The organism is Micromonospora sp. WMMD1076, assembly GCF_029581475.1.
Lineage (GTDB): Bacteria > Actinomycetota > Actinomycetes > Mycobacteriales > Micromonosporaceae > Micromonospora > Micromonospora aurantiaca.
Map to the genome: position 1 here is coordinate 3005494 of NZ_CP120862.1, position 17232 is coordinate 3022725.

15 protein-coding genes are annotated in these 17232 nt (G+C 71.1%); 5 read left to right on the forward strand and 10 right to left on the reverse strand.

The window, feature by feature from the left end:
• The first annotated feature begins 85 nt into the window (after positions 1 to 85).
• Together pdxS and pdxT are read left to right on the forward strand one after the other, a co-directional pair.
• Entirely contained in the window at positions 86 to 997 is a 912-nt protein-coding gene (pdxS, locus tag O7622_RS14520; protein ID WP_282313840.1) for a pyridoxal 5'-phosphate synthase lyase subunit PdxS, read from the forward strand.
• Between the two features lie 73 nt (positions 998 to 1070).
• Positions 1071 to 1676 carry a pyridoxal 5'-phosphate synthase glutaminase subunit PdxT gene (pdxT, locus tag O7622_RS14525; RefSeq protein ID WP_282313842.1) on the forward strand — a complete coding sequence of 202 codons (606 nt, stop codon included), beginning with the start codon at positions 1071 to 1073 and terminating at the stop codon, positions 1674 to 1676.
• A 28-nt stretch (positions 1677 to 1704) separates the two neighbouring features.
• Here pdxT and O7622_RS14530 read toward each other — a convergent pair whose 3' ends face one another.
• Genes O7622_RS14530 through O7622_RS14540 form a run of 3 tightly spaced genes read right to left on the reverse strand, consistent with a single transcriptional unit; the run spans position 1705 to position 4561 of the window.
• Positions 1705 to 3087: a type IV secretory system conjugative DNA transfer family protein gene (locus O7622_RS14530; protein ID WP_282313843.1), complete on the reverse strand. Its 1383-nt coding sequence runs from the start codon at positions 3085 to 3087 to the stop codon at positions 1705 to 1707.
• Positions 3088 to 3098: 11 nt separating this feature from the next.
• Positions 3099 to 3638, reverse strand: a complete 540-nt coding sequence (locus O7622_RS14535; RefSeq protein ID WP_282313844.1) for a hypothetical protein — start codon at positions 3636 to 3638, stop codon at positions 3099 to 3101.
• Positions 3635 to 4561: a hypothetical protein gene (locus tag O7622_RS14540; protein WP_282313845.1), complete on the reverse strand. Its 927-nt coding sequence runs from the start codon at positions 4559 to 4561 to the stop codon at positions 3635 to 3637. Before O7622_RS14540 ends, O7622_RS14535 begins: the two co-directional genes overlap by 4 nt.
• 471 nt (positions 4562 to 5032) lie before the next feature.
• Here O7622_RS14540 and O7622_RS14545 point away from each other — a divergent pair, with 471 nt between their 5' ends.
• Complete coding sequence (locus O7622_RS14545) at positions 5033 to 5782, forward strand: YebC/PmpR family DNA-binding transcriptional regulator (protein WP_282313846.1); 750 nt, start codon at positions 5033 to 5035, stop codon at positions 5780 to 5782.
• A gap of 67 nt (positions 5783 to 5849) precedes the next feature.
• On the opposite strand, the gene O7622_RS14550 is transcribed toward O7622_RS14545, so the two are convergent.
• The 4 genes from O7622_RS14550 to O7622_RS14565 form a co-directional block, all read right to left on the reverse strand.
• A complete protein-coding gene (locus O7622_RS14550) occupies positions 5850 to 6911 on the reverse strand; it encodes an ABC transporter permease (RefSeq protein WP_282313847.1) in 1062 nt (353 codons plus the stop codon).
• Complete coding sequence (locus tag O7622_RS14555; protein WP_282313848.1) at positions 6908 to 7801, reverse strand: ATP-binding cassette domain-containing protein; 894 nt, start codon at positions 7799 to 7801, stop codon at positions 6908 to 6910. Before O7622_RS14555 ends, O7622_RS14550 begins: the two co-directional genes overlap by 4 nt.
• Before the next feature lie 81 nt (positions 7802 to 7882).
• Positions 7883 to 8560 (reverse strand): response regulator transcription factor, encoded by a 678-nt coding sequence (locus O7622_RS14560; RefSeq protein WP_282313849.1) that lies wholly within the window; start codon positions 8558 to 8560, stop codon positions 7883 to 7885.
• Complete coding sequence (locus O7622_RS14565; protein WP_282313850.1) at positions 8557 to 9843, reverse strand: sensor histidine kinase; 1287 nt, start codon at positions 9841 to 9843, stop codon at positions 8557 to 8559. Before O7622_RS14565 ends, O7622_RS14560 begins: the two co-directional genes overlap by 4 nt.
• A gap of 87 nt (positions 9844 to 9930) precedes the next feature.
• Here O7622_RS14565 and O7622_RS14570 point away from each other — a divergent pair, with 87 nt between their 5' ends.
• Entirely contained in the window at positions 9931 to 10491 is a 561-nt protein-coding gene (locus tag O7622_RS14570; protein ID WP_282313851.1) for a GNAT family protein, read from the forward strand.
• Positions 10492 to 10552: 61 nt separating this feature from the next.
• On the opposite strand, the gene O7622_RS14575 is transcribed toward O7622_RS14570, so the two are convergent.
• Positions 10553 to 11494, reverse strand: coding sequence for a permease prefix domain 1-containing protein (locus O7622_RS14575; protein ID WP_282313852.1), 942 nt, complete (start codon positions 11492 to 11494; stop codon positions 10553 to 10555).
• Entirely contained in the window at positions 11491 to 11832 is a 342-nt protein-coding gene (locus O7622_RS14580) for a PadR family transcriptional regulator (protein WP_128136539.1), read from the reverse strand. Before O7622_RS14580 ends, O7622_RS14575 begins: the two co-directional genes overlap by 4 nt.
• Before the next feature lie 184 nt (positions 11833 to 12016).
• On the opposite strand from O7622_RS14580, the gene dnaE reads away from it, so the two are divergent.
• On the forward strand, positions 12017 to 15550 hold the full coding sequence (gene dnaE, locus O7622_RS14585; protein ID WP_282313853.1) for a DNA polymerase III subunit alpha: 3534 nt from the start codon (positions 12017 to 12019) through the stop codon (positions 15548 to 15550).
• A 38-nt stretch (positions 15551 to 15588) separates the two neighbouring features.
• On the opposite strand, the gene O7622_RS14590 is transcribed toward dnaE, so the two are convergent.
• Positions 15589 to 17112: an N-acetylmuramoyl-L-alanine amidase gene (locus O7622_RS14590; protein WP_282313854.1), complete on the reverse strand. Its 1524-nt coding sequence runs from the start codon at positions 17110 to 17112 to the stop codon at positions 15589 to 15591.
• Positions 17113 to 17232 lie beyond the last annotated feature (120 nt).

Below are 17232 nucleotides of genomic sequence, written 5' to 3' on the forward strand. Positions count from 1 at the left end.
GTTCGATTGGCGCTCGGAACGGCGGCGCGACGGTCGTAGCATTCCTGCGCAGTCACCTCCCGAGCACGCCGAGGAGCGATGTCCCGTGTCTGAATCCGCAGCCCCGACCACCGCCACCGCCGTCGGCACCGCCCGCGTCAAGCGCGGCATGGCCGAGATGCTCAAGGGCGGTGTGATCATGGATGTGGTCACCCCCGAGCAGGCGAAGATCGCCGAGGACGCCGGCGCGGTCGCCGTGATGGCCCTGGAACGCGTGCCGGCCGACATCCGCGCGCAGGGCGGCGTGTCCCGGATGAGCGACCCGGACATGATCGACGGCATCATCCAGGCCGTCTCGATCCCGGTGATGGCCAAGGCCCGCATCGGCCACTTCGTCGAGGCGCAGGTCCTCCAGGCCCTCGGTGTCGACTACGTCGACGAGTCCGAGGTGCTGACCCCGGCCGACTACGCCAACCACATCGACAAGTGGGCGTTCACCGTCCCGTTCGTGTGCGGGGCGACGAACCTGGGCGAGGCGCTGCGCCGGATCACCGAGGGCGCCGCGATGATCCGCTCGAAGGGCGAGGCGGGCACCGGTGACGTCTCCAACGCCACCACCCACATGCGCCGGATCCGGCAGGAGATCCGCCGGCTCCAGTCGCTGCCCGAGGACGAGCTGTACGTCGCGGCCAAGGAGCTCCAGGCCCCGTACGAGCTGGTCAAGGAGGTGGCCGAGCAGGGCAAGCTGCCGGTCGTGCTGTTCACCGCGGGCGGCATCGCGACCCCTGCGGACGCGGCCATGATGATGCAGCTCGGCGCCGAGGGCGTCTTCGTCGGCTCGGGCATCTTCAAGTCCGGCAACCCGGCCCAGCGGGCCGCAGCGATCGTCAAGGCGACCACGTTCCACGACGACCCGGACGTGCTCGCCAAGGTCTCCCGCGGGCTGGGCGAGGCGATGGTCGGCATCAACGTCGACGAGATCCCCCAGCCGCACCGCCTGGCCGAGCGCGGCTGGTAGATGTAAGGAGGGGCCCCCTGTTAACGCCTCTGGTAGAGGCGGGGCCCCCTTTTAACACCCCGGAAGGAACATCGTGGCCGTACCGGTGATCGGCGTGCTCGCCCTTCAGGGCGACGTACGCGAGCACGTCGCCGCGCTGGCCGGGGCGGGCGCGGACGCCCGGCCGGTGCGGCGCCCGGGTGAGCTGGACGCGGTCGACGGGCTGGTGGTGCCCGGCGGCGAGTCGACAACGATCAGCAAGCTGGTGGACATCTTCGAGATGCGCGAGCCGATCGACAAGCGGATCACCGCCGGGATGCCGGTCTACGGCTCCTGCGCCGGCATGATCATGCTGGCCGCCGAGGTGCTGGACGGCCGCCCCGACCAGTGCGGCTTCGCCGGCGTCGACATGACGGTGCGGCGCAACGCGTTCGGCCGCCAGGTCGACTCGTTCGAGGCGCCGGTGGCGCTCACCGGCGTCGACGGCGGCCCGTTCCACGCGGTGTTCATCAGGGCGCCCTGGGTGGAGCGGGTCGGCCCGGACGTCGAGGTGCTCGGCCGGGTGACCGAGGGTCCGGCCGCGGGCCGGATCGTCGCGGTACGGCAGGGCAACCTGCTGGCCACCTCGTTCCACCCCGAGCTGACCGGCGACCTGCGGCTGCACCGGTCCTTCGTGGAGCTGGTCCGGGCCGTCTCCTGAGCGGACGGCGGCCCGTACCGGCCACCGGTCAGCGGTGCCGGGGGTTGGGCGCGGCCCACCCCCTCAGCACCGGGTCGGTGAGATGGTTGAACCGCTGCATCCGTGTCGGCTGCTCGCTCTTGAAGGCGACCACCTGCTCGCCGGGGGACAACTGCAACAGCTCACCCACGTTGACGCCGAGACGTCGGGACAGCTCGTGGGCGGCGCCGAAGTTGGCCGGGCTGAACACCTGGAGCACGCCGGAGTTGTTGATCATCGTCTCGCCGACGCCCTCGTAGATGCTCGTGAGCTGGGCCAGGTCCTGCCAGAAGGTCCAGGTGCGCAGCCCGTAGCCGCGCAGCAGCGTGATCGCGTCCTGGAGCAGGGAGAACCGGCCCAGCTGCGCCGCCTCGTCGATGAGGAACAACAGGCGCGACTGGTTGATGGTCCGGCTGTTCATCACGTAGTAGAGCAGGCAGCCGACCCAGGCCCGCAGCAGCCGCTGGTGGGTGCGGAGCTTGTGCGGCGGAACGACCACGTAGATCGAGATCCGGCGTTCCGGGTCGACCAGGTGAGCGAGCGGGAAGCTGGTCCGGTCGGTGGCGTCGACGGTCCGCTGGGAGCTGAACGGCGCGAGCTGCTGGGCCGCAGTGACCACGATGCTGGGGAACGTCTTCTGCTGGTCGACGCCGAGCAGCATCTGGAACTCCTGGCTGGTGCCGGCCGGCATCCGGCCGTCCCGGTCGTCGTCCAGCGCCTGGGCCATGTACATCACCAGGTCGCTCTGGAACAGCCGGCTGCGCAGCTTCTGCAGGGTGAGCGACGACGCGCCCTCCGGTCCGGCCTCGGCCTCCGCGGTGATCAGGTGAGTGGTCAGCCCGGCGATCAGCAACTGGGCCATCTCGTCCCAGAACGGTTCGACTGTCGACTTCTCGCCCCCCATCAGCAGGTCGGACAGGAGCCGCCCGAAGTCCTCCGGCTCCTCGGCGTCCTCGTTGCCCCGGCGGAGTTCGGCGAACACGTCGAAGGGGTTGAGGGCGCCGCGCTCGGACCGGCTGCCGCTGCTGGCGCCGAACGGATCGAGCAGCACGATCTCATGGCCCAGCGCGTCGCGCCGGTGGGCGTGCGTGACGTCGTAGTTCTCGCCCTTCGGGTCGAGCACCACCACCGAACCCTCGTAGCTGAGCAGGTTCGGGATGATCACGTCGCGGCCCTTGCCGGCGCCGGTGGGCGCGATGGTCATGAGATGGCTGTCGTCGTCCGAGGCGACCACCGGGCCCAGCGCGTCGTCCGAGATGATGTGCTCCTCGCGCAGCCCGAGCCGGATCCGGGCGTCGGTGACGCTGGGGCGGCGCAGCGCGAACTGGCTCCGGGACTTCGGCTCCGGGTCGAGGTGGCGGGCGAGGAACCGCCCGATGATCAGCTTGGACACGGCAACTCCCCTCAGGCCCTGCGGCGGGTGATCCGGGCCGGCAGGAAACCGGTCATCGTGCCGCTGCCCGATCCGGCGGAGACGCGCAGGTTGAGCGGCTTGTCGTGGTCGTGGCCGAGCACGTCGTAGTAGCGGATGCGCAGCACCAGCGAGCCCACGTCGGGGATGCGCGGCGGTTCGGTGAAGCGCAGCCGCTGCTCGACTTCGGTCATCGGCTGCACCGCGTCCGCCTTCGGCTCGCCCAGCGGCACGAAGGCGAGCGCGGCCCGGTCCAGCGTGATCCCCTCGATACGCAGTCCGAGCATGGGACCGGCGCCCACGTTGCGCAGCCGGACCGAGAGCACCACCAGTTCCTGTCCACGCCAGGTGAGCCGGGAGTCCTGGATCATGGCGACCGGCACGACCGACGCCTCCAGTTGCTCGCCGGCGATCCGCGCCTCCCGGGCCGTGGCGCGGTTGTTCTGCCAGGACAGCACGAGGGCGATGACGCTGAGGGTCAGGGTGACCGCCAGCCCGGCGACCTGGAGCGCGTTGAGCGTCTCCTGACTCACGGCATCGTTCCGACGGCGCAGGAGAAGTTCCACTCCCGGAAGAAGTCGGCCATGAACCCGCTCACCACCCGGTCGCGGAAGAAGTCGCGATACGGGACCTCGTAGTTCTCCAGCAGGAAATCCGGCCGGGGCGCGACGCGGGCGCCCAGCTCGGCGTCGTCCGAGCCGATCGTCTCGGCGATCGAGTGGAAGTCCAGCCAGATCCCCCGGTACCCCTGATTGGCCGGCGCCTGGATGTCGTAGACCTCCCGGAGATGGACCCCGGGGGCGGCCTCCCGGAAATTGGAGATCTTGAGGTCGAGCCGGCCGGTACGCAGCGAACTGGCCGCGTCCCGTCCGGTGGGCACCGGGCGGAACCGGCCGTCCTCGCCCGGCCGGCGGGACAGCAACGGTCCGATCAGCTCGTGACTGCTGACCGGCTTCTGCCGGTGCGCCGGAATGAAGTCGTAGACGATCAGCGAGAAGCGATAGGCGGCGCGCAGGGGTTGCAGATCGAAGTCCGAGCGCAGCACCTCGGACAGGTCGATCGCGATTCGCGAGATGAGCCCCCTGATGTACGGCATCAGCAGGCGGTACCAGTTGTGGAACAGCCGCAGCGACGACCCCGAACGGCTGAGCGTGATACGCAGGTCTCGCCGGATGTCGATGCGGAAACCGAATGAGGGGTCCTTGTAGACCACACCGACGTCCCCGTCGCTCCAGTCCAGCCGCAGGGTGTCCACCTCGTGCAGCTCGCTGGCCTCCAGCACCTCCGCCACCGCCCGGTACAGACGCGCCCCGAGATCGTGCCGCAACGTGTCCAGCCCCTGCAGGTCGCGTGCGGCGGGCAGTTCGACGATGAGCGAGAAACCGTTCAGGGCGTCCACCCCGTGCGGCCCCAGCATGTCGATTCCGGCGGAGAATTCGTCGAATGTCTCGAGCACGCGTCCTCCGTTCACGACCTACGGGGAACTGGAGGCTAGCGGGATGTCATTCGGTGCCGCAGGGGCGGACACGGCAGGAGCGGATGCCTCGTCGGCGGGACCGGGTGACTGTTCGGTTGATCGCGCGCCGTCCGCCGTCCCGGAAAGCGCAGGTGGGACCGGAACGCGCGAGCCGAAAGGTATTGGGCGGGGCTCGCAATTCCCGCGCCAGGGCACCGCGAGAAATTGTCGGATCCCCGTCAGCCGGCCGGGCGGGCAGCGGTCCGGTGACGGGCGGCCGGGCCGCCGGGTGTGACAGGCCCGGGTGCCCCCTCGGTAGGATTACTGGCGGTTCGGCAGGGCCATCACCCGCCGCAGCCCCTCCACGGGGAGCCGTCGGGCAGCGCCCACGGCTCGCGGCACCCGTCCCCGGGGGTGGGGTGCCGGCGTGAGCAGTCGACGCAGGCGTGGGTCAACAGACGGAGGTAACAGATGTCCGGCCACTCAAAGTGGGCGACCACCAAGCACAAGAAGGCCGTGATCGACGCCAAGCGCGGCAAGATGTTCGCCAAGCTGATCAAGAACGTCGAGGTGGCGGCCCGTACCGGCGGCGGCGACCCGGCCGGCAACCCGACGCTCTACGACGCCATCCAGAAGGCGAAGAAGAACTCGGTCCCGAACGACAACATCGACCGCGCGGTCAAGCGCGGCTCCGGCCTGGAGGCCGGCGGCGCCGACTGGCAGACGATCATGTACGAGGGCTACGGCCCGAACGGCGTGGCGATGCTGATCGAGTGCCTCACCGACAACCGCAACCGTGCCGCCACCGAGGTGCGTACCGCGCTGACCCGCAACGGCGGCTCGCTGGCCGACGCGGGCTCGGTGTCGTACATGTTCTCCCGCAAGGGCGTGGTGATCGTCCCCAAGACCGGTACGACCGAGGACGACGTGGTGCTCGCCGTGCTCGACGCGGGCGCGGAGGAGGTCAACGACCTCGGCGAGGCGTACGAGGTGGTCTCCGAGCCGGGTGACCTGATCGCGGTCCGCACCGCGCTGCAGGACGCCGGCATCGAGTACGAGTCGGCCGAGTCCTCCCTCATCCCCAGCGTGAACGTGCCGCTGGACGAGGAGGGCGCGCGCAAGATCTTCAAGCTGATCGACGTGCTGGAGGACTGCGACGACGTGCAGAACGTCTACGCCAACTTCGACGTCTCCGACGAGGTCATGGCCGCGGTCGGCTGACCCCGCCCGACGGGCCGAGCGCCGGCCCCCGGATCCCGGGGTGGCCGGCGCTCGGCGTCTCACGCGCTCAGCCGATCGGCTCCCGCTGCCGCCACGCCGCCCGCACCGAGGTCCGCCCGTTGGTGCGTAGCAGCGAGCCCTCGTAGATCCGCGCCCCGGCGAGCAGGAACCCGGCCGCCGCGAGCAGCAGCAGCGCCAGCGACACGATCGGCTCCCAGGGCGCCGCGTCGCCGGTGAACAGCCGTACCGGCATCGCGGTCGGCGCGGAGATCGGCAGGTACGACAGGATCCGCATCGCGGCGGCGTTGTCGTTGAGGAACACCACGGCGAAGAACGGCGCCATCACCGCGAGTTGCACAGGCGTGGACGCCCCGGCGACGTCCTCCTGCCGGTTCACCAGCGCACCGGCGGCCGCCCACATGGCCGCCAGCAGCAGGAAGCCGCACAGGAAGAACGGCACGAACCAGCCGATCGCGGGCGCGATCAGGCCCAGCAGGTCGCCGCCGCCGGTCAGGCGCATGCCGATCAGCGCGACCGCCGCGATCAGGGTGATCTGTCCCAGCGCCAGCGCGCCCGCGGCGAGGATCTTGCCGGCCAGCAGCGCCCGGGCCGGCACGGCTGCGACCAGGATCTCCACGATCCGGGTCTGCTTCTCCTCGGTGACGCTCTGCGCGATCTGCAACCCGAACGTCTGGGACATGAAGAAGAAGACGAACGCGAAGGCGAACGGCACCAGGTACGCGACGAGCGGATCCACCGCGTCCGGGTCCAGCAGCTTCACCTGCGGGGCCGCGCTGAGCGCGGAGACCACGTCGTCCGGGGCCCGCTCGTCGGCGACCACGAGCGGACCTGCCACCACCGCGGCGTCCGCGTCACCGTCGCGTACCGCCTGCTCGGCGGTGCCGTCGTCGGCGACCACGAGGACGTCCAGCCCGGCCGCGCGCAGCGGTCCGGCGCCGGCGGCGGTCACCGCCACAGTGGACGGACCGCTGCTCATCATGGCCGGCACCACTGTGGCGACGACGGCGAGCAGCAGGAAGATCAGCGTACTGTAGAGGAACGTCTTGTCGCGGACCTTGACCTTGATCTCGCGGGCCGCGACCAGCCGGGTGGCCTGGAACGTGTTCACTGGTTGACCTCTCGGAAGATCTCGGCGAGGGACGGGGTGACCGGGCCGAACGCGCGCACCGGGCCGCGGGCCAGCGCCGCTCGCAGCACCGCCTGGTCGTCGGCGGGCGGGTCCACCTCGAACACGGCGTGGGCGCCGTCGAGGTCGACCAGCCGCACGCCGGGCTGGTCGCGCAGCCAGCCGGCGTCGCCGTCCACCACGAGCGAGAACCGGGGCAGCGTGTACGCGGCGCGCAGCTCCTCGCGGGCGCCGGCGGCCCGGATCGTCCCGCCCGCGATGAGCACCAGGTCGTCGCAGAGCCGTTCCACCACGTCGAGCTGGTGGCTGGAGAACAGCACCGGCGCTCCGGCGGCGGCGCGTTCCCGCAGCACTGCGACCACCATGTCGACGGCGAGCGGGTCGAGCCCGGAGAACGGCTCGTCCAGGATCAGCACCTCCGGATCGTGCACCAGCGCGGCGGCGATCTGCGCGCGCTGCTGGTTGCCCAGCGACAGCGTCTCCAGCAGGTCGTCGGCCCGCTCGCCGAGACCGACCCGCTCCAGCAGCGCGTCGGTACGCCGGCGCGCCCCGGCGGCGTCCAGCCCGTACAGGCGGCCGAGGTGGACCACCTGCTCGCGGGGGGTCATCTTCGGGTAGAGGCCGCGTTCCTCGGGCATGTAGCCGAACCGGGCCCGGGCCTCGCGGGTGAGCGGCCGCCCCCGCCACGTCACCTGCCCGGCGTCGGGGGCGAGCACGCCGAGGATGATCCGCATGGTGGTGGTCTTGCCGGCGCCGTTGCCGCCGACGAATCCGGTCATGCGCCCGGCGGTCACGTCGAAGGAGACGTCCTTGAGCACCTGACGGCCGCCGAAGCTGCGGTCGACGCCGTCGAGGCGGAGCACGCTGGTCATGATCCCGACGCTACGGCGGGCCCTCGTTCCCGTCGTCCCACCACGGGGCGATCACGGGGTCCGTCGCGCGGCGGACGGGCGTCAGCCGCCGGGCCGCACCACCCCGTGCTCGTACGCGAACACCACCGCCTGCACCCTGTCGCGCAGCCCGAGTTTGGCCAGTACGCGGCTGACGTGCGTCTTCACGGTCGCCTCGCCGACGTGCAGGACGTCCGCGATCTCGGCGTTGCTGGCGCCGCGCGCCACCAGTTCCAGCACCTCCCGCTCGCGCGGGGTCAGGTCCGCGGTGGCCGCGTCGTGCCGCGGGTCCGGCGGCACCGCGCCGGGCCGGGCGAAGGTGGAGATCACCCGCCGGGTGAGCGCCGGTGCGATCAGCCCCTCGCCGCGCGCCACCACCCGCACCGCCTCGATCAGGTCCTCCGGGGTGCCGTTCTTGAGCAGGAAGCCGCTCGCCCCGGCGCGCAGCGCGGCGAACAGGTAGTCGTCCCTGTCGAACGTGGTGAGGATGAGCACCGCCGGGCCGCCCGGCGTCGCGTCGGCGGTGATCCGGCGGGTGGCCTCCAGCCCGTCGAGCACCGGCATCTCCACGTCCATCAGCACCACGTCGGGCCGCAGCGCGGACGTCATCGACACGGCCCGCTGCCCGTCGGCGGCCTCGCCGACCACCTCGATGTCGTCCTCGACCTCCAGGATGACCCGGAAACCGGTCCGGACCAGGTGCTGGTCGTCGACGAGCAGCACCCGCACCGGGGCGCTCACGCCGCCCGCCCGGTGGCCTCGACCGGCAGCGGCATGCGCGCCCGGACCCGGAACCCGCCGCCGGGGCGCGGCCCGGCCTCCACCTCACCGCCGTGCGCGGCGACCCGCTCCCGCATGCCGATCAGGCCGAGCCCGGCCCCGGCCGCGGGTACGCCGCCGTGTCCGTCGTCGCTCACGTCGATCTCCAGTTCCCTCGCCAGATAGCGGATGCGCACGTCCAGCGTGGTGGCGCGGGCGTGCTTGACCACGTTCGTCACCGCCTCCTGCACGATCCGGTACGCCGCCTGCGACACCGAGCGGGGCAACGGCACCGGTTCCCCGTACACACCGAGGTCGGCCCGCAGCCCGGTGTCCCGGGCCCGGTCGACGAGCGCGGCGACCTGGTCGATGCCGGCGGTGTCCTCCGGCGTGGTCGCGCCGGCCGCGGCGTCCGGGTCGCGCAGCACGCCGAGCATCCGGCGCAGCTCGTCGACCGAGGTGCGGGCCGTCTCCTCGATCGCGGCCAGGGCGGTCCGCGCCTTGTCCCGGTCCCGGTCGAACACGCGCCGGCACGCGGCGGCCTGCACACCCATCACCGACACGTGGTGGGCGACCACGTCGTGCAGTTCGCGGGCGATGCGGACCCGCTCGCCCATCACCGCGCGCTCGCGCGCCTCGACCTGTGACCGGCGTAGCCGCTCGGCCTGCTCGTGCAGTTCGTGCCGGCGGCGCGCGGCCACCCAGGCGGTCTGCCCGGAGTAGTAGGCGAACCCGAAGAACAGCACGTTGTAGAGCACGCCGTTCACCACGGCGGCGAGCACCGGCGGCACCGGGCCGGCGGCGTCGGCGAAGGAGGCGGCGGTGATCTGGTCGGCCCGCAGCGCGAGGGACAGCGCGAGCCAGCCGAACATCGCCACGATGATGCCGGCCCGCAGCCGACCGGCCGGCCGCCGGTCGGCGCCCCACGCGCCGAGCGTGAAGAGGGCGGCGAACAGCGCGCCCGACGGGAGCTGGGCGAGCGGGACCGCCCGTGCCTGCCCCGCGACGAAGGCGATCGAGACGATCACGGCGACGGTGGCGGGCCACCGCCGGCGTACGGCCAGCGGTGCGGTCACCGCCACGGTCCACCAGACCTGCTCGGCGACGCTCGGCGGCGGCCCGAGCAGGAAGGCGCCGGTGCTGCGCGCCAGCGTCAGCTCGAACAGGGCCAGCACGGTGACCGCGAGTCCGACCCAGAGGTCGGCGCGCAACTGCGCGGCCGTGGGAGCCGACCGGCGCCAGGCGGTGGTGGGTGCGGTGCTCACCGTACGACCATGCCACCGCTGCCGCCGGTGCGGTGCCCGGGGCGTAAACGGGTGGGCCGGACGACAGTGGCGGCATAGCCTGCCGGGGTGTTCGTGCCCGATCTGCCGATACGCACCGAGCGCCTGCTGCTGCGCGCCTTCACCACCGACGACCTCGCCGTGGTCCGGGACTACCGGGGCCGCCCGGAGGTGACCCGCTACCTCTACCACCAGCCGTACGACGACGCCGCCGCCCGGGCCGCGATCGACCGGCTGGTCCGGCGGACCGCGCTGCGCGCTCCCGGCGACGTGCTCAACCTGGCGGTGACGCTGGCGGACACCGGGGAGTTCCTCGGCGACGTGCTGCTGAGCTGGACCAGCGGGGAGCACCGGCAGGGCGAGATCGGGTACGTGGCGCACCCGGCGCACACCGGCCGAGGGTACGTCACCGAGGCGGGCCGGGAGCTGCTGCGGATCGGTTTCGACGGGCTGGGGCTGCACCGGATCGTGGGCCGGCTGGACGCGCGCAACGCCGCGTCGGCCCGGGTGCTGGAGCGGCTGGGCATGCGCCGGGAGGCGCACCTGCGGGAGAACGAGTTCGTCAAGGGGGAGTGGACCGACGAGGTGGTCTACGCGCTGCTGGCCCGGGAGTGGCGGGCGGCGGCCTGACTGTCCGCGTACCCGAAAGGCCCGGCACGCCCTCGACGGGGCGTGCCGGGCCTGGCGGGGCTCAGGCGGCGCGGCGGGCCTTGACCGCGCTGTCGATCACGTCCCAGACCGCGACGAGCACGACCACCGCGGCGGTCACCCGGGCGACCTGGTCGATTCCGCCGTCGCGCAGCCAGGCGAACCGCTCGACCAGCTCCGGGTTGAACAGCCGGTCGGTGGCCAGCAGCCAGAGCACCGGGGCGGCGAAGGCCACGTTGAGCACCGAGTTGACCGCCACCAGTGGCCAGGTCCACCGCCCGGACCGGTACTTGGCGATCTCCAGGCCGATGGTGGCCAGCAGCACCACGATCAGGGCCGGCAGCCAGAAGCTCCAGAGCGCCGGGTCGAGCGCCGGCAGCCGGGTGCCGTCGTCAGTGGTCCAGCGCTGGAAGTGCTGGCCGATCAGGAGGCCGACGGTGGCGAGCAGGAACACCACCGAGGCGATGCTGTCGGAGTGGCTGACCTGCCGCTCCCGGGTCTCCTCGGGGAGCTGGTCGACTGTCCACTCGGGCAGGCCGAGCGGCGTCTGCGAGCGCTCCAGCACGGCGAACACCAGCGTGACCCAGAACGCGATCTGCACGGCGGTCTGCATCGCGGCCACGATCCCCGCGCCGATCGCCGCGCCCGGCTCGCCGTCGATGAGCGCCTTGCTGAGGCCGGTGAACACGCCGACGATCGCCGGGATGTACGTGAGCAGCAGCCGCAGCAGCCGCCACCACGTCAGGTAGTACCGCGGGCCGATCAGTTGCAGGGTGCGGTCGCTGTAGCGGGCCGCGAGCTTCTCGGGGTGGCCCAGCTCGGTGAGCACCTCGCGCTCGGCGGAGGCGTGGTCCTGCCCGCCCGAGGTCCGGTCGTCGATCATGTCGGCGATGGAGCCGCGCAGCTCCTCGGCGAGTTCCAGGCGGCGCTGCGCGGGCACGGCGCGCATGGTGGCGGCGACGTAACGGTCGGTCAGGGAACTCATCGTTCCGCTCCTTCAATCAGTTCGGTGACGGACGACCGCACCGCGGTCATGTCGTCGAGCAGGCGGTTCAGGACGGCTTCGCCATCGTCGCTGGTCCGGTAGAACTTGCGCGGCCGGCTCTCCTCGGTGTTCCACTCGCTGGTCAGCAGGCCCTGGTCCTCCAGCCGGCGCAGCAGCGGGTAGAGCGTGTTGGCGTCGACCGCGAAGCCGTGCGCGGCCAGCCGTTGCAGCAGGGCGTATCCGTAGTCGGGGCGGCGCAGGGCGACCAGGCTGGCCACCACGACGGTGCCGCGTCGTAGCTCCTGGAGGTGGGTCCGGAGGACCTCTTCGCTGACCATGTGCAACACGATACTGTGTGCCACACACTATTGCAACAGGGGGAAACATCGCGTGCCGTACACCGGTCGGTCGGAGAGACCCGGGCCACCCTCGGCGCGGACGGTGGAGCCCGCACGATCACCTCGGTAGGGTGGGTCGGTCGACTCCGACGCAGCTTGATCCACAACCCGGGGGGCGCCACGCATGGGCGATTCGTTCGCGCATCTGCACGTACACACCGAGTACTCGATGCTCGACGGGGCGGCCCGGCTCAAGGACCTCTTCGCCGAGGCGGCGCGGCTCGGCATGCCGGCGGTGGCGATCACCGACCACGGCAACATGCACGGCGCGAACGACTTCTACAAGCAGGCCATGGACGCCGGGGTCAAGCCCATCCTCGGCGTCGAGGCGTACGTCGCGCCGGAGTCGCGCTTCCACAAGGCCCGGGTCAAGTGGGGGCGCCCCGAGCAGAAGAGCGACGACGTGTCCGGCAACGGCGCGATCACCCACATGACCATGTGGGCGGCCAACCGCGACGGCCTGCACAACCTGTTCAAGCTCAACTCCCGCGCCTCCATGGAGGGCCACTACGTCAAGTGGCCCCGGATGGACATGGAGCTGATCGCCGAGCACGCCGAGGGCATCATGGCCACCACCGGCTGCCCGTCCGGCGCGGTGCAGACCCGGCTGCGGCTGGGCCAGTTCGACGAGGCGCTCAAGGTCGCGGCCGCGTACCAGGACATCTTCGGCAAGGACAACTACTTCCTGGAGATCATGGACCACGGCCTCGACATCGAGCGCCGGGTCCGCGACGGGCTCACCGAGATCGCCCGCAAGCTCGACATCCCGCCGGTGGTCACGAACGACTCGCACTACACCCACGAGGCGCAGGCCGAGGCGCACGACGTGCTGCTCTGCGTACAGACCGGCAGCAACGTGGCCGACCCGAACCGGTTCCGGTTCGAGGGCGGCGGGTACTTCGTCAAGTCCGCCGACCAGATGCGCGCCGTCGACTCCTCCGAGTTGTGGCAGCAGGGCTGCCGCAACACGCTGCTGGTGGCCGAGAAGGTCGACCCGGCCGGCATGTTCACGTTCCACAACCTGATGCCGCGGTTCCCGATCCCCGAGGGCGAGACCGAGGAGTCCTGGTTCCGCAAGGAGACGTTCGCCGGGCTGGCGCGCCGCTTCCCGAACGGCATCCCCGAGGGCCACGTCGTCCAGGCCGAGTACGAGCTGGGCGTCATCATCCAGATGGGCTTCCCGTCGTACTTCCTCGTGGTCGCCGACTTCATCCAGTGGGCCAAGAGCCAGGGCATCGCGGTCGGCCCGGGGCGTGGCTCGGCGGCCGGCTCGCTCGTGGCGTACGCGCTGGGCATCACCGACCTCGACCCGATCCCGCACGGCCTGATCTTCGAGCGGTTCCTCAACCCCGAGCGCGTCTCCATGCCCGATGTCGACATCGACTTCGACGAGCGCCGGCGCGGCGAGGTCATCAAGTACGTGACCGACAAGTGGGGTGAGGACAAGGTCGCGCAGATCGCCACGTTCGGCACGATCAAGGCGAAGGCCGCGATCAAGGACTCGGCCCGTGTGCTCGGCTACCCGTACGCGGTCGGCGACCGGATCACCAAGGCCATGCCCCCGGCGGTGATGGGCAAGGACATCCCGCTGTCCGGCATCTTCGACCCGAAGCACCCCCGCTACGCCGAGGCGGGCGAGATCCGCGGCCTCTACGAGTCCGACCCGGACGTCAAGAAGGTCATCGAGACCGCCAAGGGCATCGAGGGCCTGATCCGGCAGACCGGTGTGCACGCCGCCGGCGTCATCATGTCCGCCGAGCCGATCATCGAGCACATCCCGCTGATGCGGCGCGACTCCGACGGCGTCATCATCACGCAGTTCGACTACCCGACCTGCGAGTCGCTCGGGCTGCTGAAGATGGACTTCCTCGGCCTGCGCAACCTGACGATCATCGACGACGCGGTGAAGAACATCCAGCTCAACCACGGCCGGGAGCTGGACCTGCTCGGCCTGCCGCTCGACGACAAGGCGGCGTACGAGCTGCTGGCCCGCGGCGACACGCTCGGCGTGTTCCAGCTCGACGGCGGGCCGATGCGCTCGCTGCTGCGGCTGATGAAGCCGGACAACTTCGAGGACATCTCCGCCGTCCTGGCGCTCTACCGGCCCGGTCCGATGGGCGTGGACTCGCACACCAACTACGCGCTGCGCAAGAACGGGCTCCAGGAGATCACCCCGATCCACCCGGAGCTGGAGGAGCCGCTGCGCGAGATCCTCGCGCCCACCTACGGCCTGATCGTCTACCAGGAGCAGGTGCAGCGCGCCGCGCAGATCCTCGCCGGCTACACGCTCGGCCAGGCCGACCTGCTGCGCCGGGCGATGGGCAAGAAGAAGAAGGAGATCCTCGACAAGGAGTTCATCCCGTTCCGGGACGGCTGCCGCGAGCGCGGCTACTCCGACGAGGCCATCCAGGCCGTGTGGGACGTGCTGGTCCCGTTCGCCGGCTACGCATTCAACAAGGCCCACTCCGCCGCGTACGGCCTGGTCTCCTACTGGACCGCGTACCTCAAGGCGCACTACCCGGCCGAGTACATGGCCGCCCTGCTCACGTCAGTCGGTGACGACAAGGACAAGATGGCCATGTACCTGTCCGAGTGCCGCCGGATGCGCATCCAGGTGCTCCCGCCGGACGTCAACACCTCGGCCGGGCCGTTCACCCCGGTCGGCAAGGAGATCCGCTTCGGTCTCGGCGCGGTACGCAACGTCGGCGCGAACGTGGTCGCCTCGATCATGCGGTGCCGTGAGGAGAAAAGCGACTACGCCGACTTCTACGACTTCCTGTCCAAGGTCGACGCCGTGGTCTGCAACAAGAAGACCGTCGAATCGCTGATCAAGGCAGGGGCGTTCGACTCGCTCCAGCATCCGCGCAAGGGCCTGCTGGCCGTGCACGCCGACGCCATCGACGCGTACGCCGACGTCAAGCGCAAGGAGGCGGTCGGCCAGTACGACCTGTTCGGCGCCGGCTTCGGCGAGGCGGAGACCGGTGGCACCACAACGGTCATGCCGGTCATCGGCGAGGGGGAGTGGGACAAGCGCGACAAGCTCGCGTTCGAGCGCGAGATGCTCGGCCTGTACGTCTCCGACCACCCGCTGTTCGGCCTGGAACACGTGCTCGGCGCGGCGGCGGACACCACGATCGCCGCGCTGTCCGAGGAGGGCACAGTGCCCGACGGCGCGGTGGTCACCCTGGCCGGCATCCTCTCCGGCGTGCAGCGCCGCGTCACCAAGCAGGGCCGGGCCTGGGCGTCGGCCACGCTCGAAGACCTGGCCGGCGGCGTGGAGACGCTGTTCTTCCCGAACACGTACGAGGTGATCGGGCAGTACATCGCCGAGGACGCCATCGTGGTGGTCAAGGGCCGGGTCGACCGGCGCGACGACACCCCGCGCATCATGGCGATGGACATGTCCATGCCGGACGTCACCAGCAACCCGGCGAACAAGCCGGTCACCCTGACCATCCCGGTGCACCGCTGCACGCCGCCACTCGTGGAACGGCTCAAGGAGACGCTCGTGCTGCACCCCGGCGACACCGAGGTGCACGTCAAGCTGCTCAACGGCGGCAAGGTCACCACGCTGCGCCTCGGCCCGTTCCGGGTCGCGCCGACCACAGCGCTGATGGGTGACCTGAAGAGCGTCCTCGGCCCGGCCAACGTGAGCTGACCGGGCCGAGCGCCCCGGCGCGACGCCGGGACGTACCGCTAGACGCGGGTGACGCGGATGGCGTCGGCGATCACGTACCCGGTGCTGCCGGACCACCGGCTGACACCCACCTTGTTGGCGTCCCCGGCGGCCAGGGTGAAGGTGCCCAGCGAACGCCACCCGCCACCGTTCGTCGTCTGGTTCACCGAGACCGTCTGGTTGCCGCTGGTGGTCGCGACGATGTACGGCGTGCTGGTGTTGTAGCCGGCGACGGCCGGATACCAGACCTCCACCCGGTAGGTGGCGGTCGCCGGGATGTTCACCTTGTACCACGCGGCGTCGCTGGCCGCGACGGGGTTGGCGTACCGATAGTCGGCGCCGTAGCGCTGCGCCGAGTACGTCGAGGTGCCCCAGTTGGCGCTCGCGGTGAACCGGCCGGCGGTGGTGTTGTCCACGATGGTCGACCAGGCGGTCGGCGGGGGCGTGGTGCCGCCGGTGACGAGCTGCATGTAGTAGGTCCAGTTCCAGTTCGGACCCGGGTCGGTGTGCGTGGCGCCCGGCACCTGGTTGTGCCCGATGATGTTGTTGCGGGTCTTCGGGATGCCGTACTTGTCGCACAGGAACCGGGTCAGCGCCGCCGACGACCGGTACATCGCGTCGGTGTACCAGGAGGCGTTGTCGACGTACCCCTCGTGCTCGATGCCGATCGACTGGGTGTTGTAGGTCCAGTTGCCGGCGTGCCAGGCGATGTCCTTGTCCCGCACCATCTGGGTCACCGCGCCGTCGGAGGAGCGGAGCAGGTAGTGCGCGCTGGTGCCGGCGGCGGCGTTCTGGAACCAGCTGATCGAGCCGGCGTAGCTGCCCTGCATGGTGTGGACGACGATGTAGTTGATCGGGTACGCCGACTCGCGGCTGGAGACCGTGTAGTTCGACGAGTTGGCCGGCACCCAGGCCGCCGGGCCGTAGTCGGTGCTCAGGGTGCCGAAGTCGCCGGTGCCCAGCGGCGCCACGTCGGCGTACCGGCCCCGCTGGGGTGCGACCGGACGGCCGTCCACGCTGACCTCGCCGCCGGCCGTGGTCGCGATGAAGCCCCTGGCGAGCAGGTCGTACACCGAGTCGGCGTACAGCCGGGCGGTGGCCTCGTCCGTCGAGCCCCCGTAGCGGGCGATCGGGCCGTACCACTGGTTGACGTCGTCGCGCTGCGCCGCGGTGAGCCCGGCCTCGTCGGCGTAGGAGCGCAGCACCGCCGCCGCGCCGGCCACGTTCGCCGCGTCCCGGGTACGCAGTTCGGCGCGGTCCAGCCGGGTCCGGCGCGCGGCCTCGTCGAGGGTCCGCACCTTCGGGTTGCTGGTCAGGTGCATCACGCCGTATCCGCCGGAGACGCTGGGCTCGCCGCCGTGGCCGTCCAGGCGGGTCTCGGCGTACCCGAGTGCGGCGAGCAGGTCGCGCGGCACGTCGGAGCCGGCGGCGGCCCGGTCGAAGGCCGCGGCGAGCGGCTGCGCGCCGTGCTGAGGCGCGGCCTGGGCCGGCTGGCCGGTCAGGCCGATCATGATTATCAAGGCGCCGCCGAGCAGGTGGCTCACCCGACGCGAGGGTCTCCGAATCGTCACAGGCACTCCTCGTCCACTACAGGGGGCGACTGTGCTCACGTCGCCGGTTCGCCGCACCCTATAGCGTGACGTTCGTCTATGTCGATACCTTGC